Source organism: Roseibium sp., from assembly GCF_048260565.1.
In the GTDB taxonomy this organism is placed as follows: domain Bacteria; phylum Pseudomonadota; class Alphaproteobacteria; order Rhizobiales; family Stappiaceae; genus Roseibium.
The window spans coordinates 1-26,321 of record NZ_JBLXGP010000020.1 but is presented as its reverse complement, the minus strand read 5'-3'; the positions used below and the strand labels follow the sequence as shown (position 1 = coordinate 26,321).

At 60.8% G+C, this 26,321-nt stretch carries 29 protein-coding genes and 1 pseudogene; 13 read left to right on the top strand and 17 right to left on the bottom strand.

Annotated features, from left to right (window positions below; all coding sequences use genetic code 11):
- Window positions 1-5: 5 nt before the first annotated feature.
- From ACN0SO_RS26305 to ACN0SO_RS26295, 3 genes are all read right to left on the bottom strand, one after another.
- Complete coding sequence (locus tag ACN0SO_RS26305; RefSeq protein ID WP_417682730.1) at window positions 6-884, bottom strand: carbohydrate ABC transporter permease; 879 nt, start codon at window positions 882-884, stop codon at window positions 6-8.
- Window positions 884-1,786: a carbohydrate ABC transporter permease gene (locus ACN0SO_RS26300; RefSeq protein WP_346895636.1), complete on the bottom strand. Its 903-nt coding sequence runs from the start codon at window positions 1,784-1,786 to the stop codon at window positions 884-886. Before ACN0SO_RS26300 ends, ACN0SO_RS26305 begins: the two co-directional genes overlap by 1 nt.
- Before the next feature lie 79 nt (window positions 1,787-1,865).
- Window positions 1,866-3,170 (bottom strand): ABC transporter substrate-binding protein, encoded by a 1,305-nt coding sequence (locus ACN0SO_RS26295; RefSeq protein WP_417682728.1) that lies wholly within the window; start codon window positions 3,168-3,170, stop codon window positions 1,866-1,868.
- Between the two features lie 263 nt (window positions 3,171-3,433).
- Between ACN0SO_RS26295 and ACN0SO_RS26290 the strand changes: the two genes are divergently transcribed.
- Complete coding sequence (locus ACN0SO_RS26290; RefSeq protein WP_417682726.1) at window positions 3,434-4,210, top strand: phosphodiesterase; 777 nt, start codon at window positions 3,434-3,436, stop codon at window positions 4,208-4,210.
- Between the two features lie 6 nt (window positions 4,211-4,216).
- Here the strand turns inward: ACN0SO_RS26290 and ACN0SO_RS26285 are convergent, their stop codons facing one another.
- A complete protein-coding gene (locus ACN0SO_RS26285) occupies window positions 4,217-5,158 on the bottom strand; it encodes a LysR family transcriptional regulator (RefSeq protein WP_417682724.1) in 942 nt (313 codons plus the stop codon).
- A 193-nt stretch (window positions 5,159-5,351) separates the two neighbouring features.
- Here ACN0SO_RS26285 and ACN0SO_RS26280 point away from each other — a divergent pair, with 193 nt between their 5' ends.
- Both ACN0SO_RS26280 and ACN0SO_RS26275 read left to right on the top strand, forming a co-directional pair.
- The gene (locus tag ACN0SO_RS26280) at window positions 5,352-5,738 is read left to right on the top strand and encodes a carboxymuconolactone decarboxylase family protein (protein ID WP_417682723.1); all 387 of its coding nucleotides are present in this window, start codon (window positions 5,352-5,354) and stop codon (window positions 5,736-5,738) included.
- On the top strand, window positions 5,738-6,631 hold the full coding sequence (locus ACN0SO_RS26275; protein WP_417682721.1) for an NAD(P)-dependent oxidoreductase: 894 nt from the start codon (window positions 5,738-5,740) through the stop codon (window positions 6,629-6,631). Before ACN0SO_RS26280 ends, ACN0SO_RS26275 begins: the two co-directional genes overlap by 1 nt.
- Before the next feature lie 199 nt (window positions 6,632-6,830).
- On the opposite strand, the gene ACN0SO_RS26270 is transcribed toward ACN0SO_RS26275, so the two are convergent.
- From ACN0SO_RS26270 to ACN0SO_RS26250, 5 genes are all read right to left on the bottom strand, one after another.
- Entirely contained in the window at window positions 6,831-7,208 is a 378-nt protein-coding gene (locus ACN0SO_RS26270) for a hypothetical protein (protein ID WP_417682719.1), read from the bottom strand.
- A 23-nt stretch (window positions 7,209-7,231) separates the two neighbouring features.
- Window positions 7,232-7,600 carry a hypothetical protein gene (locus ACN0SO_RS26265; protein WP_417682717.1) on the bottom strand — a complete coding sequence of 123 codons (369 nt, stop codon included), beginning with the start codon at window positions 7,598-7,600 and terminating at the stop codon, window positions 7,232-7,234.
- Complete coding sequence (locus ACN0SO_RS26260; RefSeq protein ID WP_417682715.1) at window positions 7,585-8,445, bottom strand: hypothetical protein; 861 nt, start codon at window positions 8,443-8,445, stop codon at window positions 7,585-7,587. The genes ACN0SO_RS26265 and ACN0SO_RS26260 overlap by 16 nt, the downstream gene beginning before the upstream one ends.
- A gap of 3 nt (window positions 8,446-8,448) precedes the next feature.
- A complete protein-coding gene (locus tag ACN0SO_RS26255) occupies window positions 8,449-10,293 on the bottom strand; it encodes a hypothetical protein (RefSeq protein WP_417682713.1) in 1,845 nt (614 codons plus the stop codon).
- 396 nt (window positions 10,294-10,689) lie between these two features.
- The gene (locus ACN0SO_RS26250; protein WP_417682711.1) at window positions 10,690-11,301 is read right to left on the bottom strand and encodes a hypothetical protein; all 612 of its coding nucleotides are present in this window, start codon (window positions 11,299-11,301) and stop codon (window positions 10,690-10,692) included.
- 168 nt (window positions 11,302-11,469) lie between these two features.
- On the opposite strand from ACN0SO_RS26250, the gene ACN0SO_RS26245 reads away from it, so the two are divergent.
- Window positions 11,470-12,318: an urea carboxylase-associated family protein gene (locus ACN0SO_RS26245; protein WP_417682709.1), complete on the top strand. Its 849-nt coding sequence runs from the start codon at window positions 11,470-11,472 to the stop codon at window positions 12,316-12,318.
- Between the two features lie 54 nt (window positions 12,319-12,372).
- Here the strand turns inward: ACN0SO_RS26245 and ACN0SO_RS26240 are convergent, their stop codons facing one another.
- Window positions 12,373-13,320, bottom strand: coding sequence for a LysR family transcriptional regulator (locus ACN0SO_RS26240; protein ID WP_417682708.1), 948 nt, complete (start codon window positions 13,318-13,320; stop codon window positions 12,373-12,375).
- 145 nt (window positions 13,321-13,465) lie between these two features.
- Here ACN0SO_RS26240 and ACN0SO_RS26235 point away from each other — a divergent pair, with 145 nt between their 5' ends.
- Window positions 13,466-14,077 carry an FMN-dependent NADH-azoreductase gene (locus ACN0SO_RS26235; RefSeq protein WP_417682706.1) on the top strand — a complete coding sequence of 204 codons (612 nt, stop codon included), beginning with the start codon at window positions 13,466-13,468 and terminating at the stop codon, window positions 14,075-14,077.
- A gap of 209 nt (window positions 14,078-14,286) precedes the next feature.
- Here the strand turns inward: ACN0SO_RS26235 and ACN0SO_RS26230 are convergent, their stop codons facing one another.
- The 3 genes from ACN0SO_RS26230 to ACN0SO_RS26220 form a co-directional block, all read right to left on the bottom strand.
- A complete protein-coding gene (locus ACN0SO_RS26230) occupies window positions 14,287-15,363 on the bottom strand; it encodes an AraC family transcriptional regulator ligand-binding domain-containing protein (RefSeq protein ID WP_417682704.1) in 1,077 nt (358 codons plus the stop codon).
- Window positions 15,364-15,515: 152 nt separating this feature from the next.
- Window positions 15,516-16,499 carry a pyridoxamine 5'-phosphate oxidase family protein gene (locus ACN0SO_RS26225; protein ID WP_417682702.1) on the bottom strand — a complete coding sequence of 328 codons (984 nt, stop codon included), beginning with the start codon at window positions 16,497-16,499 and terminating at the stop codon, window positions 15,516-15,518.
- Complete coding sequence (locus ACN0SO_RS26220) at window positions 16,496-17,110, bottom strand: glutathione S-transferase family protein (protein ID WP_417682740.1); 615 nt, start codon at window positions 17,108-17,110, stop codon at window positions 16,496-16,498. Before ACN0SO_RS26220 ends, ACN0SO_RS26225 begins: the two co-directional genes overlap by 4 nt.
- A 154-nt stretch (window positions 17,111-17,264) precedes the next feature.
- Between ACN0SO_RS26220 and ACN0SO_RS26215 the strand changes: the two genes are divergently transcribed.
- Entirely contained in the window at window positions 17,265-18,161 is an 897-nt protein-coding gene (locus ACN0SO_RS26215; RefSeq protein WP_417682700.1) for a LysR family transcriptional regulator, read from the top strand.
- Between the two features lie 127 nt (window positions 18,162-18,288).
- Window positions 18,289-19,287 (top strand): TIGR00341 family protein, encoded by a 999-nt coding sequence (locus ACN0SO_RS26210; RefSeq protein ID WP_417682698.1) that lies wholly within the window; start codon window positions 18,289-18,291, stop codon window positions 19,285-19,287.
- 68 nt (window positions 19,288-19,355) lie between these two features.
- On the opposite strand, the gene ACN0SO_RS26205 is transcribed toward ACN0SO_RS26210, so the two are convergent.
- Window positions 19,356-20,300, bottom strand: coding sequence for a LysR family transcriptional regulator (locus tag ACN0SO_RS26205; protein ID WP_417682696.1), 945 nt, complete (start codon window positions 20,298-20,300; stop codon window positions 19,356-19,358).
- Window positions 20,301-20,462: 162 nt separating this feature from the next.
- Here ACN0SO_RS26205 and ACN0SO_RS26200 point away from each other — a divergent pair, with 162 nt between their 5' ends.
- The 3 genes from ACN0SO_RS26200 to ACN0SO_RS26190 all read left to right on the top strand — a co-directional run bounded on the left by ACN0SO_RS26200 (window position 20,463) and on the right by ACN0SO_RS26190 (window position 22,194).
- Complete coding sequence (locus tag ACN0SO_RS26200; RefSeq protein WP_417682694.1) at window positions 20,463-20,942, top strand: cupin domain-containing protein; 480 nt, start codon at window positions 20,463-20,465, stop codon at window positions 20,940-20,942.
- 15 nt (window positions 20,943-20,957) lie between these two features.
- Window positions 20,958-21,326 (top strand): hypothetical protein, encoded by a 369-nt coding sequence (locus tag ACN0SO_RS26195; RefSeq protein WP_417682692.1) that lies wholly within the window; start codon window positions 20,958-20,960, stop codon window positions 21,324-21,326.
- Between the two features lie 106 nt (window positions 21,327-21,432).
- Window positions 21,433-22,194, top strand: a complete 762-nt coding sequence (locus tag ACN0SO_RS26190; RefSeq protein ID WP_417682691.1) for a Stf0 family sulfotransferase — start codon at window positions 21,433-21,435, stop codon at window positions 22,192-22,194.
- Between the two features lie 8 nt (window positions 22,195-22,202).
- Here the strand turns inward: ACN0SO_RS26190 and ACN0SO_RS26185 are convergent, their stop codons facing one another.
- Complete coding sequence (locus tag ACN0SO_RS26185; RefSeq protein WP_417682689.1) at window positions 22,203-22,724, bottom strand: isoprenylcysteine carboxyl methyltransferase family protein; 522 nt, start codon at window positions 22,722-22,724, stop codon at window positions 22,203-22,205.
- Between the two features lie 370 nt (window positions 22,725-23,094).
- Here ACN0SO_RS26185 and ACN0SO_RS26180 point away from each other — a divergent pair, with 370 nt between their 5' ends.
- The 3 genes from ACN0SO_RS26180 (at window position 23,095) to ACN0SO_RS26170 (ending at window position 24,958) form a co-directional block, all read left to right on the top strand.
- Window positions 23,095-23,253: a hypothetical protein gene (locus ACN0SO_RS26180; protein WP_417682687.1), complete on the top strand. Its 159-nt coding sequence runs from the start codon at window positions 23,095-23,097 to the stop codon at window positions 23,251-23,253.
- Window positions 23,250-23,672 (top strand): PadR family transcriptional regulator, encoded by a 423-nt coding sequence (locus tag ACN0SO_RS26175; protein ID WP_417682685.1) that lies wholly within the window; start codon window positions 23,250-23,252, stop codon window positions 23,670-23,672. Before ACN0SO_RS26180 ends, ACN0SO_RS26175 begins: the two co-directional genes overlap by 4 nt.
- A 281-nt stretch (window positions 23,673-23,953) precedes the next feature.
- Complete coding sequence (locus ACN0SO_RS26170) at window positions 23,954-24,958, top strand: Rieske 2Fe-2S domain-containing protein (RefSeq protein WP_417682683.1); 1,005 nt, start codon at window positions 23,954-23,956, stop codon at window positions 24,956-24,958.
- Between the two features lie 42 nt (window positions 24,959-25,000).
- Here the strand turns inward: ACN0SO_RS26170 and ACN0SO_RS26165 are convergent, their stop codons facing one another.
- Together ACN0SO_RS26165 and ACN0SO_RS26160 are read right to left on the bottom strand one after the other, a co-directional pair.
- Window positions 25,001-25,975 (bottom strand): LysR family transcriptional regulator, encoded by a 975-nt coding sequence (locus ACN0SO_RS26165; protein WP_417682681.1) that lies wholly within the window; start codon window positions 25,973-25,975, stop codon window positions 25,001-25,003.
- A 214-nt stretch (window positions 25,976-26,189) separates the two neighbouring features.
- A pseudogene (locus ACN0SO_RS26160) lies at window positions 26,190-26,321 on the bottom strand (IS110 family transposase); the annotation flags it as partial.

Below are 26,321 nucleotides of genomic sequence, written 5' to 3'. Positions count from 1 at the left end.
TGGCGTCACTTGACGCCCGTATGCATGAAACTGTCGATGAAGCGGCGCTGGAAAATCACGAAGACCAGTAACAGGGGCGATACGACAATGGTGGTTCCCGCCATGAGCCGGGTCCAGTCCGCGCCACTGTCCGACTTCGCCAGCAGGCCGAGCCCGATGGGCAGGGTGCGTACCTCGTCGGAATTCGTCACCAGCAACGGCCACATGTAGTCGTTCCAGTGGGTCACGATGGAGATGATGGCAAAGGCGACCAGCGTCGGCTGCACCAACGGAAGAAAGACGTGCCACAGGATGCCGATGTGACCGCAGCCGTCCAGCCGGGCCGCGTCCGACAGTTCCGAAGGCACCTGGCGGAACGACTGACGCAACATGAAGGTGCCGTAGCCGGAGGCTATGAAGGGCAAGATCATTGCCGGCAGGGTGTTGATCAGCCCGAACTCGTGCAGTGTCACGAAGTTTGTCAGGAAAATCGCATAAATCGGGAACATGACCTGCAGCAGGAACAGCGTGAAGAGCGCCTTCTTGAAGGGAAACTCCAGCCGCGCGAAGGCATAGGCCGCGAAGGTGATCGTGATCAACTGCCCGATCAGGATCGAGCCGGTCACCAGGATCGAGTTGATCAGATAGGTACCGAAAGGCGCCACCGCGAGCGTCGCCGGATAGTTGGCGAAATTCAGTGTGGCCGGCAGGAACCCGGCATCAGGATCGAAGACTTCCACCTTGGTCTTCAAAGACGTCAACACGATCCAGATCAGCGGGCTGACCCACAGAAGCGCGACTGGGGCGAGGATCAGATGCAACCAGTTCCGGCCGTTTAAGGAACGTCGCCGCTTCCCGGAGGGCGCGGATGCCGTTTCCGCCGAGGGGACGATAGGATCGGCCATCACCGTTCTCCCAGGTAATGGACCCGGCGTCCGAGCGTCAGGGCGACAAGGCCAATCAGGCCGAGCATGAACACGAGCAGCGTGTTGGCGATGGTCGAGGCATAGCCGATGTCCTGGTACTGGAAGCCGTTCTGATAGATGTAATAGGTCAGCACGTTGGTCGCGTCCGCCGGACCGCCCTGGGTCATGACATAGACGTAATCGAAGATCTGGTAGCTGTGCAGGATCCCGATCACGATGACGAAATAAAGCGTCGGGGAAATCAGGGGAATGGTGATGTGCAGCAGGCGCTGTGGCGCGCTGACCCCGTCCAATCGCGCGGCCTCGTAAAGGTCGGAAGGCACCAGTTTGAGCGCGGCGAGCAGGATCAGCATGAAATAGCCGGAATACTTCCAGGCGCTCATGATGACGATGGCCGGCAGAGCCAGGCTGCTGCTGTAGAGCCAATCGAGCCGCGGCAGGCCGAAGAACGTCAGCGCCTCGTTGATCGGGCCGTAACCCGGCGCATAAAGAAACACCCACACCATGCCCGCAGCCACCGAGGGGATCATCACCGGATAGAAGAAGGCGGAGCGATAGATCGCCATACCGCGCAACTTGCTGTCGACCGCAACGGCGAGCAGCAATGCCACCGTGATCGACAGGGGAATGGTCGTCAGCGTGTAAAAGGCCGTGTTGCCGAGCACCTTCCAGAACAGGGCGTCGTCCAGTATCCGCAGGTAATTTTCAGCCCCCAGCCAGAAGATGTCCGGGTCGCCGAGGACGACATCGTGCAGGCTGAACCAAACCGACCGGACGATTGGCCAATAGGTGAAGACGGACAGGAAAACGAGCGAAGGGAAGAGAAACGCATAGGCGAGAAGCGCTTCGTTTCTGCGCGCTTTGGCAAAGCGCTGGGACATGATCGGTCAACCTTTAAGGGACGGCGTGTGTTGAACATACAATGAGACGCGGGCCCGAATGGACCCGCGTCGCTGGTTGTCAGCCCTTCTGGCGGCGCATGACGCGCTTGATTTCGCGGTTGGCGTTGGTATTCGCCTCGGCAAGCGCCGCGCCAGCCTCGACTTCGCCTGCCAGGGTGCGGTCGAGTGCGCTCTTGAGGAATTCGCGCACGCGGTGATAGGCCGGAACCTGAAGGAACGCACCGGAGAAGTCGGACTGGTCGAGCGCGACCTTGGCCTGCGGAACTTCCTCGATGTAGCTCTGCATCTCCGGAGATTCCCAGGAGGACTTGCGGACGGCGAGGTAACCGGTCGCCCGGCTCCACTTGGCCTGGTTTTCGGTGTTGGTCATCCAGCGGGCGAAAGTCCAGGCGGCTTCCTTCTTGGCGTCCGACTGCTTCTTGGCGATCATCAGAGGTCCGCCGCCCTGCGCCGCGCCGTAGGTCTTTTTCTTCGGCATGAAGGCAACACCGACCTCGAACGGAGAGGAAGTGCGCAGGTTGGTCAGGGAGCCCGTGGAGTGGTACAGCATGGCCGTGGTACCGGCCATGAAGTCGTTGGCCGATCCCTGCCAGGTAGAAGCCCGCGGCATAACGCCTTCCTGGGCCATCTTGAACCAGAACTGCAGAGCCTCGACGGCTTCGGGGCGGTCGAACAGGACCTGATCCTTTTCCCACGGCACCAGGCCGTTCTGACGGCAGTAGCCCTCGAACATCCAGTCGTGCCAGCCGCCGCCGATGGTCAGGCCCCAGCGCTTCAGCTCGTCGTTTTCGCGAACGGTCAGGGCCTTGGCGACCTCAAGCAGTTCGTCCCAGGTTTCCGGGGCCGTTGCAACACCGGCCTGCGCGAAGGCGTCCTTGTTGTAGTAGAGAACCGGGGTCGACGGCTGGTAGGGCAAACCGTAGAGGCGGTCGTCCGAAATGCAGGTGCTCAGGAAGCCCGGCAGGAAGTCGTCGTAGATATCGTCGGACTTGGCCAATTCGGTCACGTCTTCCAGGGCGTCCATGCCGAGGAACGTCTGCAAGGCGGAGTTGATCGGCAGCCACAGGGCCGGCGGAGTACCCACGCCGATGGAGGTGATGACCTTCTGTTCGGTGTTGTCGTAGCTGCCGGCGTAGATGGCCTCGACCTCGATGCCCTCGTGCTGGGCGTTGAAGTCGGCGATCATGCCGGAAATGATCTTGTTGATGTCACCGGACACGCCGACCGGATACATGAACTCAAGCTTGACCGGACCCGCAGCGCGAGCGGCGCTGATGACGCCCGGCAGCACGCTGACGAACGGTGCGGCAAGGCCAGCCCCCAGCAGGGCTCGACGTGAGATGTTGAAATTTGTGGCTTTCATGTCGATTTCTCCAGTTTCATGTGGAATTCAACCGAACTCAGTCTATTTCAAACAACACGATTGAAGCGCCGATCTGAGTGCATACCTGCAATTTATAACCAAAATCCGCTATTTTTATCAATCCTGTGTCATTCAGACGTCGTGGTTATCTGCTAATGAATTTGACCGAGTTGATGAATTCTCACTCTAAAATACACAAATACAAGAATGTTTTGTGACGCTCGACCTACAACCGCGCCGAACCGCGCAGGGAGACCTGACCCATGTTGATCGCGCAGATCAGTGACAGCCATTATCTCGTCCCCGGACAGTGTCTGGCAGGACGCTTCGAGACGTCGAAGGCCTTCGAGCATCTGATCGAAAGCCTTGCCAGCCAACCGGTTTCCCCGGACCTGATCCTATTTTCCGGGGATCTCGGCGAGGACGCGACGAGAGAGGAATACGCGAACATCGCAGGAGGCCTGCGCAGTTTGGACATTCCCGTACTGGCTGTGCCGGGAAACCACGACCTTCGCGCGCCCATGTGGGAAGAACTGCCGGACATGCTCGGACGCACCGGCGACGGGCACCTGTGCGTTTCGGACACACGCTTTCCGCTCGCGATTATCGGCCTTGACACACTTGTGGAAGGATCGCCTCACGGGGAACTCTGCCCGGCGCGAATTGCCTGGCTCGAAGCGCGGCTCGACGAACTTGAGGGAAAGCCCGTCCTCATCTTCATGCATCACCCGCCCATCCGCACCGGGCACCATTTCATGGACGGCATCGGATTACTAAGCGGAGGAACTGATTTCGAGCGGCTTGTGGCCGGTCACGGCGGTGTCCGGGCGATCCTGTGCGGGCACATGCACCGAGGGATCCAGGGAACGTTCGCAGGCGTTCCCGTTCGGGTAAGCCCCTCCGCGTCCCATCAGATTGCATTCGACCTGCGCGAGGGCGAGCCGTACCGGTTCAACGATGAGCCGCCGCAATACATGATGCATTTGTGGCAGCCGGAACAGGGTCTCATCAGTCACACCGTGCCGGTCACATCGACGTAATATCCCCTACCCGCGGGAAACCAGAGACGTATCGCAAGAGCTCGGCTTCGGCAGATCGTGCGCGATCTCGCGCAGCAGACTGCGGAACCAGATATGGGCCGGTGAACGATGGGTTCGTCCAGTCCATCCCATATGGATCGAAAAACTGCAGTCAAAGGGTGCGCGAACGCAGACGATGCGCGTCGAGTAGATACGGCTGAACCCTTCCGTCGCGGTCAGGACAAGGTCGGTGCCCTCGATCACCTTGTCGATATCCCCGAAGGAACAGACCTCCACCTGCGGCGAGATCGAAACACCCAGCCGGTCCAGCGCCGTGTGGAAATAGGGCCGCCAGTTGATCGACGGACGCACATGAATGTGCCGCGCGTTCACATAGCTGTCGAGGTCCATGCGCTTGTCGCACCAAGGGCTGTCGCGCGACACGAAACAGGCATACCGCTCCGCCAGAAGCTGTTCGCAATAGGATCCGGAGCCATAGTCGCCGATAGGCGAGATCACCACGTCGCACAGGTCCTGTTCAAGCTGTCTCATGCCGTCGCCATCGGCGGATATCGCCGTCAGCCGCACATTGGGCGCAAACTGGCGCAGCCGCTGCACAAGAGGCGCCAGCAGGATGCCGCGCTCATAGTAATTGCAGGACAGGACAAAGGTGTCGCTCGAGAGCGCCGGGTCGAATTCGGCCGGAACGACCATTCGTTCATAGAGCTGCAGAAGCTCCCGCGCGCTGCCGGCCACGTCGTCGCAGCGGCGCGTCGGCTGGATCCTGCGCCCCTGCTTGACGAACAGCGGATCGGCAAAGACCCCGCGCAGCCGCTCGATCGTGTAGCTGACCGTGGACTGGCTCATGTCCAGATGCTCCGCCGCATCGCTGATGGAGCCGTGCTCATACACCGCCGCAAGAATGCGCAGGGCGTGAAAGTCGGTTTTCAGATGCTGCTCGCGGGACATGACACCCCTCCCTGGAATTGAATGGATTATGCACAACCCATCGAAAACTTCGATACCACATATCGGTCCCCTGCCGTTGTTGAAGGGCACGGGCGGGCGCATGCTGAAGAAATGATCGCCCGCCTTGAGGAGACCTTGGGCGGATCATGGAAAAACCGCCGGCCGGGAGCCGACGGTTCAAGGGAGGAAAGACATGACAGACCGGAAATCCAACTACGACCTGGGGCTCGAGTTACGCCGCAAGATGTTCGGCCCGCAGGGTGCGGACGACCAGATCGACAACGCATCCGACTACATGGCGCCGCTGCAGGACATCGTCACCCGCATCTGTTTCGGCGAAGGCTGGCAGCGTCCGGTCCTCGACAAGAAGACCCGCAGTCTTGTGACCCTGGCGATGCTGACCGCCATGGGCCGCACCCACGAGATCAAGATCCACACACGCGGCGCAATCGCCAACGGCGCGACCCGCGAGGAACTGCGCGAACTGTTCCTGCACTCCTACCTCTATTGCGGCATCCCGATGATGGTCGACGCCATGCGCGCCAGCGATGAGGTCCTGACCGAGCTGGAGGCGAAGTGATGGCGGAACGTATCGGCTTTATCGGTCTGGGAAACATGGGCGACCCCATGACCCGCAATATTGTGCAGGCGGGTTTCGGCCTCACCGTCTACGACGTCGATGCGGAACTCACTGCCCGCATCGCTAGGGAGATCGGCGCGAAAGCAGCCGCAAGCCCGGAGGAACTTGGCAAGGCGTCCGACATCGTGATCACGATGCTGCCGACAGGTGCGATCGTGCACTCGGTGGTTCTGGAACAGGGTCTTGCGCAGGGCCTTGCCCCCGGCAGCCTGATCGTAGACATGAGCTCTTCCGCACCGACGACCACGGTGGAACTCGGCCGCACCCTGGCCGAACGCGGTATCCACCTGATCGACGCGCCCGTGTCGGGCGCCGTCCCGCGGGCAAAGACCGGGACGCTGACCATCATGGCCGGCACCGACGATGCCGCTCAGCTGGAACGCGCCTGCCCTGTCCTTCAGGCCATGGGCGAGAAAATTTTCCCGACCGGCCCCCTCGGCACCGGCCACGCGATGAAGGCGCTGAACAATTTTTCCGCCGCCGCCGGCTTTGCCGCGGCCAGCGAGGCGCTGATCCTCGGCGAACGTTTCGGCCTTGATCCCAAGACGGCTGTGGAGATCATGAACGTCTCCACAGGGCGCAATTTCTCCACCGAGATGACCATTCCCGGCGAGGTTCTCACCGAACGGTTCGCCTCGGGCTTCGCGCTCGCTCTGCTCGCCAAGGACGTGGGCATTGCCGCACAGCTGTCCCACGACCTCGGCGCCGACCTGCCTCTGGTCGCCCAGACCGACCGCTGGTGGGATGCGGCCCTCAAGGCCGCCGACGGCCCCGCCGACCACACCACCGCCTACCGTCACTGGAAGGCTCAAGCCGACCGGGAAGTTGATTAGGCCGCAAGACGGACCGGGACAAGGAATGCATAATCAGACTCCGCCCGTTTGCGAGGGCCTGATTGCGCGATCTATGAGAATGTTTCAGGTTTCCCGATATCCGGGAAGGATCGACGAAGCAGGAAAGCCCGGGCAGAATGACCTCAGCTCGGTCCGCGAGGACCGGCCTGAGACCTACCCGAAACCATCGCCACGACGGCTAGCGGACAAATCGCCCGGACGGCCCGTCTTTGCCGGAGGCCTGGTGTTCGGCCGAACTGTTCATCTGGATCGCCTTTGAACCGGCATAGGTTCCGCCGCTGATGCCGAGTAACCAGAGCGTCTCCTCGGTAATACTTGGAAACGTCGGAGTGGCGGTCGAAAATCCTATGACGACATAAAGCCCCACGATCGCAAAGGTGAACAAAAGAAACTGAAAGCGGGACAGACTCGCCTCACCGGTCTTTTCACTGATGAGAAGTTTCACGTCGATCTTTTTGGTCAAGATCGCCACTACGATCAGCACTTCCATCGCAATGATAAAAACGACGATACTGTATTGCAGTATCAATGCCGGCAATTGCCCTGCCATATTCATGCCTTTCCTCCCCGTTGTCTTAATCAGCGCAGAAACTTGATGGATTGAGCAAGCCCGAAAACGGAGTTGCCCTTGCCGGTCAGATAGATCCCCTGGCTTCCGGCAAGCAGATAAAGCAGTTCATCGTTGATCCCAGGCAGGCTTGCATCCTTTGTCTGAGACAGGTCTGCGCTCAGAAGAAACTGCCCGGCGGCAATGATCGTAAAGACCAGCAACTGAAAGCGAACCGGGCTGAAAGTACCCGGCGCCTCTTTGTCCGTGAGCAGACCCCGGCTCACGATCGCTCCCGTGATGACCTGGTAAATCAGGACGACAGCAACCACTGCGACGAAGATCCGCGTGCCGGCGGCAAGGAGTTCGATAGGCGTCAGCATGGTCAGTTGGCCCCGCATTCAGGGTTGCCCGCCAATGCCCGCGCGTCGCGATAGATCACGACATAGCGCAGCCGTCCCTGGACTTTTTCTGTATTAAGGTTTTCAAGCGCCAGCCCGGATCGTTCGTCCGCCGTTAGCATCGGTGCCATCTGGCACACCGCAGACCCGAGTTCACCCTTCGCCTGGGAAATCTCGGGATCCGAACACCCATTCTCTCCACACGCTGCCTCCTGCAGGAAAACAATCTTGTTGCTGCGAAACCGTATGGCAGTCGCCATCAGATACAATGCACCCTCATCGACTTCAGTCGCCGCCAGAGTTTTTTCTTTCGTATACGCTTTTAGCCGGGCTTCAATGTTGTCTGCGGGAGCGCTGAGCTTCGTGGCAGACTCTCGCAAAATCCGCCTATTGGTATAATGGACCGCGCCATTGCAGGTCGCCTCCCATCCCGACACCAGGCTCCCGTAGGTTTCAGCGAACAATGCGTCACGCACTTTTTCGCCCGTTCCTGAGGTCAACTTCGCTCCCGCTGCCTGGACTTGGGTCTCATAGGCCCTTGCAAGTCCGAATTGGGTCATTTGCAGGTAGATCATGCCTTCAAGCACCGTCAGGTGCGCCGCTTCCGGACTGTCATCGCCATATTTGGCACGAAAGGCATTGATCTCTGTGCGTGTCACCGGGAACCCGTCGACACGCTCACTCGCCGTGCAAAAGTCGCTCTGTGGAGACGTAAACGCGAGGCTCGCGAATTCATGCCGGTAGGCTTCGTGAACCTTGTCCAAAGCCCCGGTCTTGGGAAAGACAACGACACAACCGCCAAGGCCGGCAAAGGCGAGAACAGCAATGAGCCGTAAAATCCGCATGGGTCAGACTGCCATTTTCAGTTGATCTTCCAGAGCCTGCTTAACGACGCCGGCGAGCAGGACCGGGTCGGAAAGACGGTTCGGGTCTTCAAGAATTTCGCGGATGAAGTTTGCAAGGTAACCAGCGACATCGTCGGTCCCGATCGACAGGGCGCTGCCGTCCTTCAGGGTCTCGACAGCTTCGAGGAGAGCCTGCTTCAGCGCACCGTCGGGCAACAGGTCTGCCGGATCGGCCCGCCGGACAATGACCTTCAGAACCGCTTCGATGGAGTCTGCGAGCACGGGTCCGGAAAGAAGAACGGTCGCGTCCCCGGCACTGAGGGCCTCGACAATCTCGTTCACCAGCTTCTCCGCGTCGCCTGAATTGTTGAGGTGCTTCCAGAGCACCGGATTGCGCGCCATTTCCAGGATGCCGCTGCGAAGGATTTTCAGGCGTGTCGCGGGAGACGACAGCGCAGCAACGCCCTGGCCGGAAATCGCATCGGCCCATATGGTTGCCACGGAATTGAAGTGGTCGCCGACATTCAGCAACGCCACGTTTTCGGCTGCCGCCGCGACCGCGGCGTCGATGAATTCGACAAGATCCTGTTCCTGGAGACCGTCCTTTACCAGGCCGGCTGCCGTATTCAGCATTACGGACGCCATGACCGGACCGAACGCGTCCGAATGTCCGGCAAGTCCCGGATGGCTTGCAAGCGAGCCCAGCGTTATGGACAGGATCCGTGACACGGTTTCCTGCGTCGTGGCTTGATTGCCGAATTGTGTCGGGTCGACCTTCGCCAGAATGTCCGCATAGCCGGAAATCAACTTGGCGACATGGCTGTTGACCCCGGTCTGACTGCTAATGATGTCCGGGTTGGCGGCGATGGAAGACAATGCGGATTTGTACAGTTCGCCAAGAAGCTTTCCGTTTGCGAGACTTTCGAGAAGCTTATCTCCGTCCGCAGCGCCCTGAATGGTTCCAAGCATCGCAGTCAGGACCGTTTCGGCCAGCGGTGCGCCGATGCCATTGGATTCCAGGACGAAAGTGGTACGCTTGGCGGCTTCCGAAACAACCACCTCGACCAGAGACAGAATTGCCTCCTGTTTGCCGTCTACAATGTCCGGTATCGCATTGGAGGCCTTGATCAGAACCGCCTTGATGGAGGCTTGAAGCTTCGTGTCGCTCGTCAGGAAAGACGGATCCGACGCAATGGTGTTCAAAAGCTTCTGGACAGTGGTTTGCAGCCCGTCCGCGCTTACGAGCTTCGCGACATCGTCGGCACCCAGTGTATCCTGTGCCTCGCGTACCGCGGCAAAAAGGGCTCTCACCGCGGGATTGTCGGAAACCGAATTGCCTTCGCGCGCCACGCTGACGGCCACGGCGCCGAGTAATCGGCGAAAGATGATTTCGGCACCATCGTCATCGAAGTCATGCTGAACGGCAAATGCATCGATCGCTGCGTCCACAATCTTCGCCGTGACCTTGTCGCTGATGAACAGGCTGCTGTTGCCCGCCACCGTTTCCAGTAAGGTATCGGCCGTTGCCAGCGCGAGCCTGGAAACGGTCGGGTTCCGGGAGAGGCGCTGCGATTCCACAACATAGTAGGAAAGGCGGAAGTCTTCGTCCGGTCCAGTGCTCGCGTATTTGCGCAAGGCTTCGTCGTCGCCGGAGATCAGCTTCTTTGGCGGGATCGGGACGGCTTCGAAATAAAGGTCGAGGCAGTGCTGAAGGCTATCACCTGAATAGTTTCCGGTCTCTCGTTCTTGCAGAACCTGCTTGAACGCGTCCGTGAGCCCCTGTAGCGCAAGAACGGCCTTGCCGTGCTCCGTCTGAAAATACGCGACCATATCCGGAATAAAAATCAACTTTCGCTCAGCCTGAGGAGGAAGCTCGAAAGGTAAACCCTCGGATATTTTCGATTTGGATAGAATTTCATCGACGCGGACACGGTACCGCAGCAATGCAGAAACAATGATTATAATAACTCCTGGAGAAACCGGCAACACGACACCACCCCCAATATTCTTAAATAATATTTTCAATTAAAAATAGAAAGTCAACATTATTAACGACCGTTAACACTGAACCGATCGGCTCGTTCACCGGTCAGGGATTTTTCCTTGATGACAGCCTTGGCCGCCAGGGCTCAGGTCCGGCAGGCGCCGAGCGGAAAATCCGGCTGGCCCTGAAGTCCGGTGAGGCGAAATAGAAAGGAGAGACTTTCTTTCCGCTGTTACGCCATAGTGCCCGGGCCTCACCCTTCAGACGGACGAGCGCGCATCTTCTCGCCATTTGGCGATTTTCACGCGAAGATCCTCCACCGGCAGAGGCAGGGAGCGGGCGGAAATTGTGAACGCTCCGCCAGGATGCAATATGAACAGAGACTGCTTCCGGACGAATACGTCCAGGAAATCCGCCTGCCAGGGAATTCGGCTCTCAGAGAATCCTGTTTTGTAAGACATGCCGGACCGATCGAATTTCACTTGATATGTCTTGCCGGCTTCAAGCCGAAACACGCCGGTCAGTCCGACGGTAAACCGCTGATAAACCGTTCCCAGTAACATGCCCGTTGCGAGTATGGAAATGCACAGGACAAATACGACGAATGGCAAGGAAGGAAAATCATCCGTTCCATGGCCGTTGTTTGGCCACATCTCTCCCGTCTGGTTCTCGAACCAGACGGCCAGCAGAAAAATTGTCAAAATGGCATGAAATAAAAGAAAAAACCAGACAGCCCATTTTTGCACCCGAACCCGCCAGGCAGGTGCATACCGGTCATTGACGTTTTTAATCCACGTGTTCAACGCCTGCCGATAGGCTGGAAAGTCCTGCTTGGAAGTGGTGAACGTGATCTCGATGGTCTCATCGGTCATGGATACACTCTCGGGAATCGGTTTCCGGGCGGGCCGGATCGACACGTTATTGCTCATTGATCGCGGAAGTTGCGGTCAAGTTTCGACCAACCCTGCCTTCCCCTTGCCTCCCCGCGCCCGGCAGTTCAAAACTGGACGTACCTGTCCTCACGACACTGCGGGAGCCCCATGTCCGAACCTCAAGATGCCGCCGCCCGAAGGGCCGTGCCGCCGGTGATCGCCTATCCGCCGGAGACCCTGCCGAAGCCGGATCTGGCGCTTTACATCGCCGCCCGCGAAACCGCGATGAAAACCGCCGAGGTCACCGTACCGCCACGCGAGGCGGCCTCCATCGAGGTACCCGCCGGACATTTCCTGCGCATTGTCAGCGTGGAAGGCCCGCAGGTGGGTGATCTGAACCTGTTCAACAGCGCCGATCTGTCGGAACGCTTCTATTCCGGCAAGACCCGTGCCCTCCACGGCACCCATGTGTCGACCGGCGACCGGCTCTGGTCCTGCTTTCCGTATCTGCGCCCCATGGCGACCGTCGTGAGGGACACGCTCGACTGGTACGGCATCGATCAGTTCGGCGGCTCGGTGCATGACGTGATCGGCACCCGATGCGACCCTTACACGGGCCGGCTCCTCACCGGCACCGACTATCACCACTGCTGCCATTCCAACCTGACCCGGGCGCTTGCCGACGCCCGCCACCTGCCGCTCGCCGAGGCCGAGCTCCTTGTCCACGACGTGCTCAACGTCTTCATGTGCACCGGCTTTACCCGTGACACCGGACAGTATTTCATGAAGGCGAGCCCGGTCCGCCCGGGCGATCATCTGGAATTTTTCGCCGAAATCGACCTTCTCGCTGTCATGAGCGCCTGCCCGGGCGGCGACTGCAGCGCCGAACATTCCAGCGACACCGCCGCCTGTCATCCCATGGTCATGGAAGTCTACCGCCCGGCCGAAGGCACGCTTGCCGGCTGGACCTCCCCCGAACGCAACGCCTACGAACGAAGTCACGGCCGGACGCCTTGAAGGCAGTCTCCGGCCACCCTCGGCCTTGTTCTCATTCAGTCGGCGAAGTCGTCTTCAGGCGGACATCGCCGACAAGTAAGGTCTCTTCGCCTTGAAGGCGCAGTCGTGATCGCAGACCGTGCGCAGACGTTCGATGAACCAGCGCCCTGCCGGTCCCGGCGGCGTCGCAAGCGGATAGACGGCAGCCATTTCGAAGATCATGTCCTCGACCGGAAGGTCCTCGATATCGAGCGTTACCAGGCGGCCCGCGGCGACATCCTCCGCTACGACATGGGACGGCATTCCGCCCCAGCCGAGGCCGTTCAGAAGAAAAACCCGCTTGGCGTGAAGATCCGCGAGACGCCACGTCAAAGGTGAAAAAACGCTGAAATCCCGGCCGGCCGACCCTTCCGAGCGGTCGGTCAGCACCAGTTGCGTGTGCCGCGCCAGTTCCCGTTTCGGGATCGCCCCTTCAAGCAGCGCGAGCGGATGGTCCCGCGCCGCCACGATGACGCGCTTCACGCCCATGATCCGCTCCACCTTCAGGTCCGGTCCGATCATCGGCGAGACCGGCACCGCTCCGATGGACGCACGGCCTTTGAGAAGGGTTTGAAAGGCGCCGCATAAAGTTTCCATGTAGAGGCGCAAGGGCACGCCCGGAAACGCCTCGCGAAAATCCTTCGCTGCCTCGGCGACCGCTTCCAGAGGAAAAAACGCATCGATGACGACGGAAAGCTCCGGCTCCAGACCGGCTGACATCTCCCGCGCACGCGCCTTCATGCCGTCGACGCCGGCCACGATGGTTTTCGCGTCGCCCAGCAGGGCCTGACCGGCCGGCGTCAGTCTGGGATAACGGCCTGAACGGTCGAACAGGGAAACGCCCATGACCTCTTCAAGCTTGGCAATGAGGTCGCTGACCGCCGACTGGGCCCGGTTCAGCTTTCGCGCCGCGGCTGAAAAACTGCCCTCCTCGACGGAGACGATAAAGACCCTCAACTGATCCAGGGAGACCGCATCAAGCATGTTCGACCAATCCCATCTGATTATCCGATAGATTATATCAGAATATAACGTCTTTTCCGATGGGTTCAACAATGTCACATCAGGGATCTCGGAAAGGCTGCCCTTTCTCCCTCAGACATCCCAAGACCACCGGAGACCTGACTCTATGAAACTGCTCCATATCGATTCCAGCATTCTCGGCGAAAACTCCGTCAGCCGCACGCTGACCGCCGAAATCGTTGCCCGCCTCACCGCCCTGCATCCCGATGCGGAGGTCGTCTACCGCGACCTGACCGCCGAAAGCGCGCTGCACCTGTCGAGCGGCCATCTGGCCGTCCGCTTCGGCGCGCAGGCCGAAGCTCCGGATCTGACGAAAGACCTGGAAAAGGCCGAACGGGACATCCAGGACCTGATCGGCGCCGACACCATCGTCATTGGCGCCCCCATGTATAACTTCACGGTCCCGACACAGCTCAAGGCCTGGATCGACCGGATCGTCGTAGCCGGCCGCACCTTCAAGTACAGCGATGCGGGAACGCCGGAAAGCCTGCTGCCGTCAGGCAAGAAGGTCATCATAGCCTCCACCCGCGGCGGCGCCTATCAGGACGCCTCCATGGCCGGCCTTGAACACCAGGAAAGCTACCTGAAAGGCGTCCTCGGCTTTATCGGCCTGACCGACGTCACCATCATCCGCGCCGAAGGCCTCGCCATGGGCGACGAAGCCAAGGATGCCGCCATCTCCCAGGCCCGCGGCGAGATCGCCGCACTCGCGGCCTGACCCGCGAAGTCCGGACAATCCTACGGCCCATTCTGTCCGAACAGGCGCAGGATGGGCCACACCCGCGCCAAAGGCGTGGCGCTCTCGGTTGCCTGAGGACTGGCGCGCCAGGATTGATCATCACCGCCGTCAAGGACGGTAACGCTTGGAGAAGTCGGAAAGATGGTCGATGAAGGCGAATAGAGTGCTCTTTCACGCACCAAATGCGCTTAGCTGTCGTCCCCAACCGCAGGCACCAAATCGGGAAGGAAATCAGGAAGGTTTTCATCGGCGAACCTGTCCGGGTTCTGACGAAGCGCCCTGGGCGGGCAGCCGAACCACTGGCGAACCGCGCGCGAGAAGGTACTGACTTCCGAATAGCCGAGCAGGTAGCTGACTTCCTTGATCGGCAAAGTGGTTTCCCTAAGGTAACGCCGCGCGGCGGCCCGGCGGACATGGGCCGTCAATTCCCTGAACGAAACCCCCTCGTTTTCCATTGTCCGCTGCAGGGACCGTTCGGACATGCCGAGCGTGGCGGCAACCGCCTGCAGCGTACACGAACCCGCCTTCATGGTCTCGGCGATAACCTCCGCAATGGCCGACAGTGGAGAAGTGTTCCTTGCCCGCAGGTTCAACTCGCCGAGCGAAGCCCGCTCGATAATGGCATAGAGATTGTTGTCGTTCCGAACCGGCTTGGCATCGAGGTAATGCGCCTCGATGGAAAGCATATTTCGGTTACCGTCGAACCGGACACGGCTGCCGTACCGCTTTTGAAATTCCGACGTTCGAACCGGCGCACCCGTAGCAAGCTCAATCTCAAGGGGAGGTGTCTGGGAACCGAGCGCTGCCTCGAAGCCCCGGGCCGCCCAGGCCATACGGGCGAACATGTTCTGCCGCCAGGTTCCGTGCCTGTCCTGCAGTTTCCATTCCAGGACCCCTTTCCCCCCCTCTTCAGCGAAGGTGATCGTATAGGCGTTGGAACGAATCTGCATGAACCGCTGCCAGGCGTGACAGCCTTCCCGAAGCGTCGGCGCACAGGTGAACAGATAGTCGAACAGCGAAAACGCGCCGATATCGGAGGCATTGAAAACGTCGAAAACTCGGGCATCGTCGCCGGAGGCTTCGGCTGCTTCTTCGAAGACTGCATAGAGCGCAGTAATGGGAACGACGCCCTCCGGGTCATCCATCTCGTCAAGTTCGAAGCCGTGGCGGTCGGCCAGATCTTTCCAATCCAGAACATCCGCGGGCAGGCCATCGCGCAACACGCGCAGCGCATCGGCCCGGGCCCATTCCTTCACCGCCGCCATTCAGACCCTCCCCGTCGGAATTAACTGGCAGGAACAGAGTAAGGCAAAACTCCAAGCGCGTGGCGGAAAAAAACAACTTTCTGCCAGAAATTGTCAATTTTCAGTACAGCAACCGCCGCTTTCAGCGGCCTGGCTGCGCCGATCGGGTCTCCTCATCCCCCGCACCCCCGCGCCTCGCCCCAGGTGCCGGTAGTCTCGAGCCCGGGCCAGGCTTCCAGTAAGCGCCCTCCGGCCGGAAAGACATTCCGTACGTACAGGATCTCCTCGGGCGTCACGTCCACGATCCTCCCGGCCCCCGCGAAGGTTCCAGCCCGATCCGGCGACCAGTCAATCACCGCCCGTCCGGTGACGAACAAAGCCTCACCGGTTTCGAATTCCGGCACGTACAGGCCAACCCGGCCGTCCGCCTCGATATTGCCGAGCGTGTTGAAGAAGCGGTTACCATTGAAATCCGGAAAAGACAGCGTGCTCTTGCCGGTCACTCCCAGGAACCCCGGCCTCCCGCCTCGGTGGGAAACATCCACCCCGTCCCGGGGATCGTCCGTCATTTCCGGCACCCGCGAGGCGATGAAGAAGGTATCGGCTCGTTCCACCAGCGCTTGCACCTCTTCGGTGAGACCGTCGAGATGCGTAATCTCCATCGGTTCCGTCAGCCGATCCTGCCGGTCGAACGCCCGTGCCTGAATATATTGCGGACAATTGCCGAAGCTTTGGCCGACGGCGATGTCGAAGCCGTCTGTCCCGGATTTGACGATTTCGCCGTTCAACCGATTGCGCCGCCGGCTGTGCAGCTCCAGTCCGAGGACGCCAATCTTGGCCCCCTCGCCCATGTCGAAAGCCAGTTCGTAATGTAACGCGGGAACCGCATTGACACGAAGAGTGCGCGCGTCAGGGCTCCGGACAAACCCTGTCTCGCCGAAGGCGGGCGTGGCCCAGACACACCCCTTCCTGTCGAGCAATCCCAGAAACAGAACGGATTGGTTCTCGAAAAACGCCCGGTGCTGGTCCGGCATGGTATCGCGGAACACCCGCGACACCGCTCTCCTCCAGCCCGGTCCGCTGCCGTGGGCGCGCTCCTGGACTGCGATTTCCCCCACGTGAAAGGCTGTCTTTTCCTGATCCATCGGACTGCTCATACGGCTTCCGGGATGGGCGATGCGGCCATGGCCACGAAATTCGGCCGGCCTTCGATCCGCCTCAGCCAGGCACGGATTGCCGGATAGGGCTCCAGGCTGACCCCGCCTTCCGGCGCGTGGGCAATGTAGCTGTAGCCGGCGACATCGGCGATGGTGATCTCATCGCCGGTCAGATAGGCACTGTCCTTCAGGATCGGCTCCATCACCTTGAAGAGCGCGTGCGCCCGCGCCACGGCCGCGTCATGATCGAGTTTTGCGCCGAACACATGCACCAGCCGCGCGGCAGCCGGACCCGGAGCGATTTCGCCGGCGGCAACCGACAGCCAGCGCTGCACATGCGACGCCTTGACCGGATCTTCCGGCAGCCAACCCGTATCCGCGCCGTAGCGCTTGGCCAGATAGACCAGGATCGCGTTGGAATCCCAAAGGATGGTACCATTGTCATCGATCGCCGGAACCTTGCCGAAGGGATTGAGCTTCAGGTAGTCGGGTGCCTTATGCGCGCCGTTGGCCATATCGAGATCAATTGTCTCATAAGGCCGGCCCAGGAACGCCATCATCAGTTCGACACGATGGCAATGGCCGGATTTCGGATTGCGGTAAAGCCTGATCGGGGCGGCGCCTGCCGGAAAATGCGGGTTCATGAGCCTTGTCCGTTTCCTCTTGGAGTGGAGATGGAGAACATTTAATTGGCCTCATCCAGCAAATGAATTAGTATATTTCAAAAGTCTTTATTTCAGAAATTGATGGTAATAGGAGGGCAATTTGGACCGGCTCCAAAGCCTTGAAGTCTTCATCGCCGTTGCCGAGGAAGGCGGTTTCGCCGGCGCCGCGCGCCGGCTCGGCTTGAGCGCGCCCTCCGCCACACGCGGCGTCAACGCGCTTGAAGCTCGCCTGGGCACACGCCTGTTCTCCCGCACCACCCGCCAGGTTCACCTGACCGACGTGGGCGAGGCCTATCTGGAGGAGGCCCGTCATATTCTCGGCCTGCTGCAATCCGCGGACGACGCGGCAGCGGGGGCTGCCACCCGTCCGCGCGGCCGGCTGCGGATCACCTGCCCCAACGAATTCGGGCGCATTCATGTGATGCCGGTGGTCACCGGCTACCTGGACACCTATCCGGAGGTGAGCGCGGATATCGTCATGATCGACCGGATCGTGAACATCGTCGAGGAAGGTTTCGACATCGCGGTCCGTATCGGCCCGCTCCAGTCTTCGGGACTGACCGCCGTGCGGATCGGCCAGGTCCGCCGTGTGGTCTGCGCCGCGCCCGCCTATCTGGCGGAAATCGGTACGCCGCAAACACCGCAAGACCTGCATGACCATCGGGTGATTTCCGCAGGCCCCGTCGGCCCTTTGCCCGATTGGCGCTTCGGCGGCGACCGGCCGGCGACCGTTCGTATTGCCTCCCGCCTCGCCGTCAGCAACATCGCCGCCGGTATCGAAGTCGCCTGCCAGGGCTGGGGCCTGTGCCGCGCCCTTTCCTATCAGGTCGCCCCTCATGTGGAGGCGGGAACCCTTCGAACCGTGCTGGAGGAATACGAACCGGATCCCTTGCCCGTCCACCTCGTCCACGTGGAGGGGCGCCGCGCAGCCGCCAAGGTCCGCAGCTTTCTGGACCACGCCGCGCCGCGCCTGCGCGCATTACCGGTTCTGGCTTGAGACGTTCGATCAGTTGACGTGTCGCCGGGTCGGTGAAAGATACCTGGTCGAATAAGCGCTTTGAGCCCGGTCCACCGCTTGCTATCACCTGGTAAGACTGCATTCCTGCCGACACATCGGGGCTTCCATGTCGCATCAATATGTCCATGTCATCGTTCCCAAGGACACGGTCGATGACATCATCGATTTCGCGGAACGCGACGGCGTTACCCTAGCGGGCATTTCGGCGGCGAAAGGGCCAGTGCGCACGGTGTCGTTTCTAACCACCGCCAAGGCGCAACAGAGCCTTCTCGACGATCTGCAAGGCGCCCTTCACAAAACCGAAGACTGGCAGATCGCCATCGCCCCGGTCGATGCCGTCGTCACCAGGAAGCAGGATCAGAAAACCGAAGAAGAAGAGATCACCGAAAGTCGGGAAACTCTGCTTGCCGAGATCTCCAAAAACGCCAGCATTACGCCAACCTCCTTGACACTGGTTGCGATTTCCGCGGTCGTTGCCGCACTCGGCATGATCGAGAGCAATGTTGCCGCCATCATCGGAGCGATGGTCATTGCGCCGCTGCTCGGTCCGCTCCTCGGCTCCATTCTGGGTGTTTCCCTGGGCGAACGCGACCTTATTATCCGGTCCGCCCAGGCCAGTGCCGTCGGCATTGCCCTGGCGGTCGTCATCGGCGGCCTTCTTGGCGTGGTTCTCCCGTTCGACCTCACGTCGAAAGAACTGGCCTCACGCGCCGCCGTCGGCTTCGACGACATTGCGCTCGCCCTTGCCGCGGGGGCGGCCGCTGCGCTGTCGATGACGGCCGGGGCATCGTCAATCCTGGTCGGCGTCATGGTCGCCGTCGCCCTGATGCCGCCGGCGGCCGCGATTGGCCTGTTTCTTGGAAAGTCGGCCTGGCCAATGGCGGGCGACGCGGCCTTGTTGCTGGGGGTGAACCTTGCCGCATTGCATCTGTCAGGCCAGATCGTCTTTCTCATACGCGGTATCAAGCCCCGGACCCGTTACCGGCAGGCGAAGGTCAAGCAGGCCATCCGCTTTTCGCTGATTGTGTCCGCGGCACTGCTCATCCTCCTGGCGATACTGGTCGGATACCAGGTGATCCCCGGAAACTTCCCCCTGCAGGAGTGATAAGATCGCGGGTAAATCGCGGCGCCGTGCGGATCAACCGGTTGCCTCCGCAGGCTTTGACTCGTCACTCATGCGGCCGGCTCCCTTATGGATTCAACCGTCTCGAAGATCTGTGCACGTAACCACCTGTGCGCCGGAAGCCGGTCGTGCCGGCGATGCCAGTAGAGTCGGAGCTTTTGTGGCGGCACGTCCACCGGCGGGCGGTAGACTGCAAGGCCGAGCCCGGGTGCCGCATCCTTGGCCGTCTGATTGGGCAGCGTGGCGATCAGTTCGCTCCGGGAGACGGCAACAGCCACCGCGTGGAAATGCGGCAACGCCAGCGCGATCCGCCGTTTGCGACCCGCTTTTGCCAGAGCCGCATCGATAACCCCGCTCAGGCTGCCGTCCACTGAGCGCAACGCCTGAGGGAGTTCGCAGAAAAGATCAAGTGGCAGCGCGTCGCCGGGTGTAATTCCGGCCTCCCTGATCGTGGGATGGTCCTGTGCCGCAACAACGAGAAATGTCGATTGCATCAGAGGGGCGCTCGACACCCAGTCCGCCTGCCCCTGCTGGTCGATTTCAAGAGCCATGTCGATCACGCTCTCCCGAAGCAGCGTTTCCACATCGCCGGTCGCGTTCTCGATCATTCGCAGGGTCACACCGGGGGCAACCCGGAAAACTCGCGCGTGGAGCCGAGGCATGACCAGCATGGAAAAGAAATCCGCGCCGCCGAGCGTGAACATCCGCTCCAGCTCTTCCGGCTTGAACGTTTCCCCCTCCGCCACGGCGCCCTCAATCTCCGAAAGCGCCTTCTGTATTGTCTCCGCCAAGGCCTCCGCCCGCAGTGTCGGCACCATGTCGTGACCCCGGCGCACGAACAGCTCGTCGGCGAAATGGTGCCGCAGCCGCGATAGCGCATTGCTGACCGCCGGCTGGCTCAGGCCGATCAGCTCACCCGCCCGCGTCACGCTGCGCTCGCGCAAGAGCGCATCGAAGACCCGCAGCAGGTTCAGATCGAAACTCGCAAAATTCATGTCAGTGATGGACCCGATACAAATTCGAAATTCGGCGTGAAGGACTGGACGAAGTATGGATTGGTCACGGGCCGGAGTACAAGCCCCGCTCCTTTGAAGCCAGGATGAAGCCACTCCCGGCGGCGCCGATTAACGCGCCTGCCGCAACAGGAAAGCCATGCCATGACCAAACCCTGTGACATCGAAACCATCTGGCTGTTCGACGTGCTGTTCCGCAGCTTCCGCGAGGACGGAACGCCCCCCGGAGGTATCAACCTCCTCGAACAGGTCCTGCCGGAAAGGTTTTCGCCGCCGCGCCACATTCATCACAACGAAGACGAGATCTTCTATGTGATCGAGGGAGAGATCGCGTTTCTGGTCGGTGACGCGCCGGTCACGATCCGCCCCGGCGACACCCTGGTCGCCCCCAAAGGCATCCCGCACACCTTCATGGTGACCGGCACCGGTCCCGCCCGCGTGCTTACGATCACGACAAAAGGAGAGTTCGAGGCCATGGCCCGGACGGCCGGACGGCCCGCCGGCCACGATGGCCTGCCTCCCCGCCAAGCGGAACCGACGCCCGATCAGATGGCGAAATTCGAGGCAGCCTGCCGCTCCAACGGCATCGAAGTCGTAGGCCCGCCCATGCGTTCGGCTGCCTGAGGAAGGGGACAAACAATGACCGCATCAAGACTTTCCTTCACCCTGGCCGTCCTCATTGCCATTGCCGGCATGACCTGGGGCATCGCCATGGCGATCAGCCACGACCACTCCACCCTTCCCGCCCATGCGCACCTGAACCTGCTCGGATGGGTCTCGCTTTTTCTGATGGGCCTGTACTACCGGGGTCACACGGACCTGGACGGCAGCCGCATCGCCCTTCTCCAGGTGGTCGTCTGGGCGGCAGCCTCGGTCGCCATGGTCGCCGGGGTTGGCCTGATCTACTCCGGCGCGCCCCAGGCGGAGCCCCTGGCGGCGATCAGCTCCCTCGTCCTCCTCGCCGACATGCTCCTGTTCGCGTGGCTGGTAATCCGCGCGGCGCGCTGACGGTAGACGATACGGTGCGGGCGGGTGGGCATTTCACGGACGATGGCCGGCCGGGCAGCCCGCAGCCGACAACAGCCTGTCACCCAACCGGGCTACCCGTTTGGCCATGACAAACCGTAACCCCTATGTGATCTGCACCTCTCCGCGCAGCGGCAGCACCTTGTTGTGCCGGATGCTCGCGGATACTGGAGTCGCCGGAAAGCCCGCCTCCCTGTTCTACCGCCCCTCGCTGGAGGACTGGCTGACCAGGATGAAAATTACGCCTCAGGAAACCGCAACGGAACGCGAGACTCTGGAAGCGATCTTCCGTGCGGCGATCGACCGGGGAACCGCCGGCACCTGCCTGTTCGGCCTGCGTCAGCAAAGGCCGAGTTTTCCGTTTCTGTGCGAAAAGCTTGCCGTCCTGTACCCGGACGAACCAACCGACAGAGCGCGCCTTGAACGCGCCTTCGGGCCGACCCTGTTCATCCACCTGACCCGGCAAGACAAGATCGAACAGGCCATATCCTACCTGAAGGCCGAACAGTCCGGCTTGTGGCACGCCGCCCCCGACGGCACGGAACTGGAACGCCTCTCCCCGCATCGAAACCCGTCTTACGACAGGGATCAGATCCGGTCTTGGGTCGAGACGATGACAGCCTACGACAAAGGCTGGCTGTCATGGTTCGATCAGGAAGGCATCACACCTCACCGTATTTCCTACACGGACCTATCCGCCGATCCGGCCGCAACCTTGCGCACCCTCATGGAACACCTCGGCTTTGACCCCGCCGGGGCTGCCGACATCATCCCCTCCGTCAAGAAGCTGGCCGATGAGACCAGCCGGACGTGGATCGCACGGTTCCGGGCCGAGGAAGAGTTGGGCTGAAGCCCCACTCAATACGCCGTGAACCGGCCCCGCATGGCCTCTTCTTCCTGGCGGATGCGCAGGCGTAAGATGACCAGGTAGACCGGCAGCCCCACGATCAGCGTGCCGTAGGCCTGTAGCGCCAGCGCAAAGCCGATCAGTTCGGGGATGATGTTCAGATAGTAATTCGGATGCCGGACCATCCGGAAAAAGCGGTTGGTCACCAGTTCATGATCCCGGGCGATGATGATCTTGACGGTCCAGAACCGGCCGAGGGTCATGAGGACCCAGGCGAGAGCAATCATGGAAAGCGTATAGATGACAAGCCCGGTCATGGTGACCGCCGAAATCGGCGCTGCGCGCCACAGCCCCTCCGCAATGGCGGCCAGATAATAAGCGATATGGACCAGCGCCAGCATCGTGGAGGTGGCCGCACCATATTCCACCGCGCCAGCCTCCTTCAGCCGTTTCTCGTTGCGGATGGACACCGCCAGGGCGGCAAAACGGAGAACGGCGGCGATGCCGATGAAGCCGATCATGAAAACAGGCATGAACTAATCCCGGTGAAACGTGTTTGCCGAAGCATGTCTGGTAAGCCGTATTTCAGGCAAGGTGAAGCGGTTTCGGCCGCTGTCACACGGCAGTTCTGGCACCCAGGCGTTTGAACCAGCGTTTGAATGCTTAGGTCAATTGCAGCAGGGCATGATGATTTCCGGCCCTGTCGCCTTCCCCGACCATCCCCTGGTCAGGTGTTTTCGCCCGTTTTCCGACGTTTTTTGACACCTTTCAACCGCCGCGGGACGAAGACGCATTTCATTTCCTAAATCGGAGCCTCTTGAAAAAGAATATATTTCGATATATCTAAATGCTATCTAAAACAGAACGAAAGCGAAAAGGCTGTTATGAGAAACGATATGTTTGATGACGGCCATGGCCGGGGTCGGCATGGCCGAGGCTTTGGCCGGCACGGCGAAGGTCGAGGCGGCCCCGGTAGGGATGGCGAAGGCAGAGGTTTCCGCGGAGGCCGGCGCGGCCGGCGCTCCGGACGCCTGTTCGACCACGGCGAACTCCGCATCGTGATCCTTACCCTGATCGCGGAGGCACCGCGCCATGGATATGACCTCATCAAGGAGATCGAGGAGCGCACCGGCGGAGCCTACAGCCCAAGCCCCGGCGTCATTTACCCGACCCTGGCCATGCTTGAGGAAATGGGCCACGCCACGGTGACCGAAAGCGAAGGCAAGAAGCTCTATGCGGCAACGGAAGCCGGCATCGCGGCGGTTGCCGAACAACAGGTAGAGGCCGACGCGGCTTTTGCCCGGATGGAGCGCGCCGCCGCAGAAACGCCTGCAGGCCCGCCGCCGCAGCTCGTCCGTGCCATGGAGAACCTGAAGCTCTCCCTCAGGCTGCGCCAGGAAAGCGGCCCGCTGAGCGAAGACCAGATCCGCACGATTGCAGCTGCACTCGACACGGCAGCCGTCGCGATCGAACAGGCATGAGGCCGGACAGCCTTCATTGCCTGGTGAAAGCTTATAGCCTGTCGAAATACCGCTCAAGGCGCCAGTGGTGAAGGCCCGGCGTCCGGGTGGCACAGGCTCTGGGTGACGGTATCCCCTCCGCGTCGTGACATGCGACATCTTCGAACAAGCCGAAAACCGCGGCATGACACCATCCCGCCATGGCCGAAACGCTATACCGTCTATTCGATCCCGCGAATTGCCTACTGCCCCCCTCCTTCCTAGGAAATGACATAGATCGAAATCAGGAAGGAGAGGACCACATGCAAGCATGCGACGTTCCGCTGCTGCGCCGCTTCTGGTATTGCGTGGCGCCGAGCGACACGATCACCGACAAGCCGTACGGTTTCACGCTGCTGAACGAGCCGATCGCCCTGTGGCGGGACGACGAGGGGGCGGTTCGGGCGGTCAAGGATCGCTGCCTGCACCGTACGGCGAAACTGTCGCTTGGCTATGTCGAGAACGGCAACATCGTCTGCCCCTATCACGGCTGGGCGTTCAGTGGCTCCGGTCAGTGCGTCAAGGTTCCCCAGGATGTCGAAGACAAGCCCAATCCCTTCGGCGTACCCGGCTATCATTGCACGGAAAAATACAATCACGTCTGGGTCGCTCTGGAAGAACCGATGTTCGATATTCCCGAGATCGAGGAATTCGGCCAGCCCGGCTACCGCCAGGTGATCGAATTCTGCGAGACCTGGTCTGCCAACCCGCTGCGCATCATCGAGAATTCCTTCGACGCGGCGCACATTACGTTTGTCCACAAGGACAGTTTCGGCGATCCTGACCCCTCCATTCACCCCTTTACCGTGGACGAGACGGAAAACGGCTTCATCGTCCAGAACGACATCAAGGTGAAGAACGCCGAACACATGAAGTCCGCGCTCGGAATGCAAGAGGACGAGACCCGGCGGCGCACCCGCAATCGCTTCTACCTGCCGTTTTCCCGCGTCGGACGGATCTGTTATCCGAACGGGCTGGAAAACATCCTGTGCACCTTCCTGACCCCCATGGACAACCAGCGCACCCAGTTTATCCAGTGGGTCATGCGCAACGACAGCGAAGAGGACACCCCGGCGGAAAAAATTATCGCCTTCGACCGGCAGGTGACCATCGAGGATCGGGACGTTCTGGAAAGCACCGACTTCAACGTGCCGCTGGACAGGTCCGAAGGCGTGGAACTTCACATGCCCTCCGACCGGCCCGGCATGCTGATGCGCAAGCAGTTGCGTCGGCTGATCGACAATGCGGAAGCTGAAACCGCTGCCTGAATAGTCGCCCTGCGGCGGCGCCACCTGTTGCCGTCGCAGCCGCTACACTCTCGCCGAATGAGACCCTCGGTGAAGGTTGGCGCTCATGCTCTCCACTTCCCGCGCCACGCCACGGATGATGCCCCGAAGCCACTGGTGCCACGGGGAGCGGTGATTGCGCTCGTGCCAGAGCGCGTAGAAGCGGATGGCGCCGAACTCCTTGGGCAGTTCCACCACGCTCAGCGGCACATGGACTGCCAGATCCTCCGCGAAATGCCGGCTTGTGGTGAACACCATGTCGGTCTGCGCCAGAACGAAGGGAACCGATCCGTAGTCGGGCACCGAAGCCGATATCTGGCGACTGACAGACAAATCGCCCAGACGCCCGTCGATAGGGCTGAGACCGGCATTGTCGGAAGGGGTCAGGGACAGGTGTTTCGCAGAGAGATACTGGTTGAGCGTCAGCCGCTTCAATTTGGCGAACGGATGCCTGCCATGGACCAGACAGACCATATTTGAGGCAAACAGTGGCGCGGTTCGCAGCTTTTCCGGCGGATGCGGCCAGTTGCCCAGGACGATATCGGCCACGCCGTCGGCCAACACCGAGACGAGTTGATCGTGGGCGGGCATAGGCGAGACATCGACGATCGCGCCCGGCGCCTCCTCGTTGATCCGGCTGATGATGAGCGGCAGGAAGGTCGGACCGAAACAATTGGCCAGCAGCAGTCTGAAATGATGCCCGCCGCTCGACGGATCGAAGCTTTCATCCGGGCAGAGCTCCCGGTCGAGATCCTCCAGAACCCGGCGCATGGAAATCTCCAGTTCCCGGCCCCGATCTGTGGGCACCAGCCGGTTTCCGGTACGCACCAGCAGCGGATCGTTGAATATCGCCCGCAGACGTCTGAGACAGAGACTGATGGCCGGCTGCGGCTGGCCGACCAGTTCGGCCGTGCGCGTCACGCTGCATTCGGTAAGAAGGGTTACCAGGATACGCAGGGAGCGGACGTCCAGCCCATTGCCCGTGCTGCTGCTTTTCATGCGGATACTCCTGTTCAACCGGCGCCCGCGGTCTCCAGAAACCGCGAGCCGGCAAACCGGACCAGGCCCGGCATCGCCATCGGCTTTGAAAAGCAAGAACCGTTCCAGTCACGGCATCGACGGCGCAGGGCCCGCCTGTCCTGGACAAAGTTTGACGGCTTTCCCGGGATGGCCTTGAGTATGGGACACAGCCGCGCCCCCCCCCGGATTGTCATCAACTCTGTTTTGCGAGTCCGTCTCTGAGTTTTGCATTTAGGATGACGATGATCTTTCGCATGACGGCGGATATTGCGACGATCGGTTTCTTACCGTTTTCGACAAGGCGTTGATAGAACTGGCGTAAAGG

Bases quoted from the DNA above. Each gene is read 5' to 3' on its own strand.
- ACN0SO_RS26305 (WP_417682730.1), bottom strand. From the start codon at position 884: ATGGCCGATCCTATCGTCCCCTCGGCGGAAACGGCATCCGCGCCCTCC.
- ACN0SO_RS26300 (WP_346895636.1), bottom strand. From the start codon at position 1,786: ATGTCCCAGCGCTTTGCCAAAGCGCGCAGAAACGAAGCGCTTCTCGCC.
- ACN0SO_RS26295 (WP_417682728.1), bottom strand. From the start codon at position 3,170: ATGAAAGCCACAAATTTCAACATCTCACGTCGAGCCCTGCTGGGGGCT.
- ACN0SO_RS26290 (WP_417682726.1), top strand. From the start codon at position 3,434: ATGTTGATCGCGCAGATCAGTGACAGCCATTATCTCGTCCCCGGACAG.
- ACN0SO_RS26285 (WP_417682724.1), bottom strand. From the start codon at position 5,158: ATGTCCCGCGAGCAGCATCTGAAAACCGACTTTCACGCCCTGCGCATT.
- ACN0SO_RS26280 (WP_417682723.1), top strand. From the start codon at position 5,352: ATGACAGACCGGAAATCCAACTACGACCTGGGGCTCGAGTTACGCCGC.
- ACN0SO_RS26275 (WP_417682721.1), top strand. From the start codon at position 5,738: ATGGCGGAACGTATCGGCTTTATCGGTCTGGGAAACATGGGCGACCCC.
- ACN0SO_RS26270 (WP_417682719.1), bottom strand. From the start codon at position 7,208: ATGAATATGGCAGGGCAATTGCCGGCATTGATACTGCAATACAGTATC.
- ACN0SO_RS26265 (WP_417682717.1), bottom strand. From the start codon at position 7,600: ATGCGGGGCCAACTGACCATGCTGACGCCTATCGAACTCCTTGCCGCC.
- ACN0SO_RS26260 (WP_417682715.1), bottom strand. From the start codon at position 8,445: ATGCGGATTTTACGGCTCATTGCTGTTCTCGCCTTTGCCGGCCTTGGC.
- ACN0SO_RS26250 (WP_417682711.1), bottom strand. From the start codon at position 11,301: ATGACCGATGAGACCATCGAGATCACGTTCACCACTTCCAAGCAGGAC.
- ACN0SO_RS26245 (WP_417682709.1), top strand. From the start codon at position 11,470: ATGTCCGAACCTCAAGATGCCGCCGCCCGAAGGGCCGTGCCGCCGGTG.
- ACN0SO_RS26240 (WP_417682708.1), bottom strand. From the start codon at position 13,320: ATGCTTGATGCGGTCTCCCTGGATCAGTTGAGGGTCTTTATCGTCTCC.
- ACN0SO_RS26235 (WP_417682706.1), top strand. From the start codon at position 13,466: ATGAAACTGCTCCATATCGATTCCAGCATTCTCGGCGAAAACTCCGTC.
- ACN0SO_RS26230 (WP_417682704.1), bottom strand. From the start codon at position 15,363: ATGGCGGCGGTGAAGGAATGGGCCCGGGCCGATGCGCTGCGCGTGTTG.
- ACN0SO_RS26225 (WP_417682702.1), bottom strand. From the start codon at position 16,499: ATGAGCAGTCCGATGGATCAGGAAAAGACAGCCTTTCACGTGGGGGAA.
- ACN0SO_RS26210 (WP_417682698.1), top strand. From the start codon at position 18,289: ATGTCGCATCAATATGTCCATGTCATCGTTCCCAAGGACACGGTCGAT.
- ACN0SO_RS26205 (WP_417682696.1), bottom strand. From the start codon at position 20,300: ATGAATTTTGCGAGTTTCGATCTGAACCTGCTGCGGGTCTTCGATGCG.
- ACN0SO_RS26200 (WP_417682694.1), top strand. From the start codon at position 20,463: ATGACCAAACCCTGTGACATCGAAACCATCTGGCTGTTCGACGTGCTG.
- ACN0SO_RS26195 (WP_417682692.1), top strand. From the start codon at position 20,958: ATGACCGCATCAAGACTTTCCTTCACCCTGGCCGTCCTCATTGCCATT.
- ACN0SO_RS26190 (WP_417682691.1), top strand. From the start codon at position 21,433: ATGACAAACCGTAACCCCTATGTGATCTGCACCTCTCCGCGCAGCGGC.
- ACN0SO_RS26185 (WP_417682689.1), bottom strand. From the start codon at position 22,724: ATGCCTGTTTTCATGATCGGCTTCATCGGCATCGCCGCCGTTCTCCGT.
- ACN0SO_RS26180 (WP_417682687.1), top strand. From the start codon at position 23,095: ATGACGGCCATGGCCGGGGTCGGCATGGCCGAGGCTTTGGCCGGCACG.
- ACN0SO_RS26170 (WP_417682683.1), top strand. From the start codon at position 23,954: ATGCAAGCATGCGACGTTCCGCTGCTGCGCCGCTTCTGGTATTGCGTG.
- ACN0SO_RS26165 (WP_417682681.1), bottom strand. From the start codon at position 25,975: ATGAAAAGCAGCAGCACGGGCAATGGGCTGGACGTCCGCTCCCTGCGT.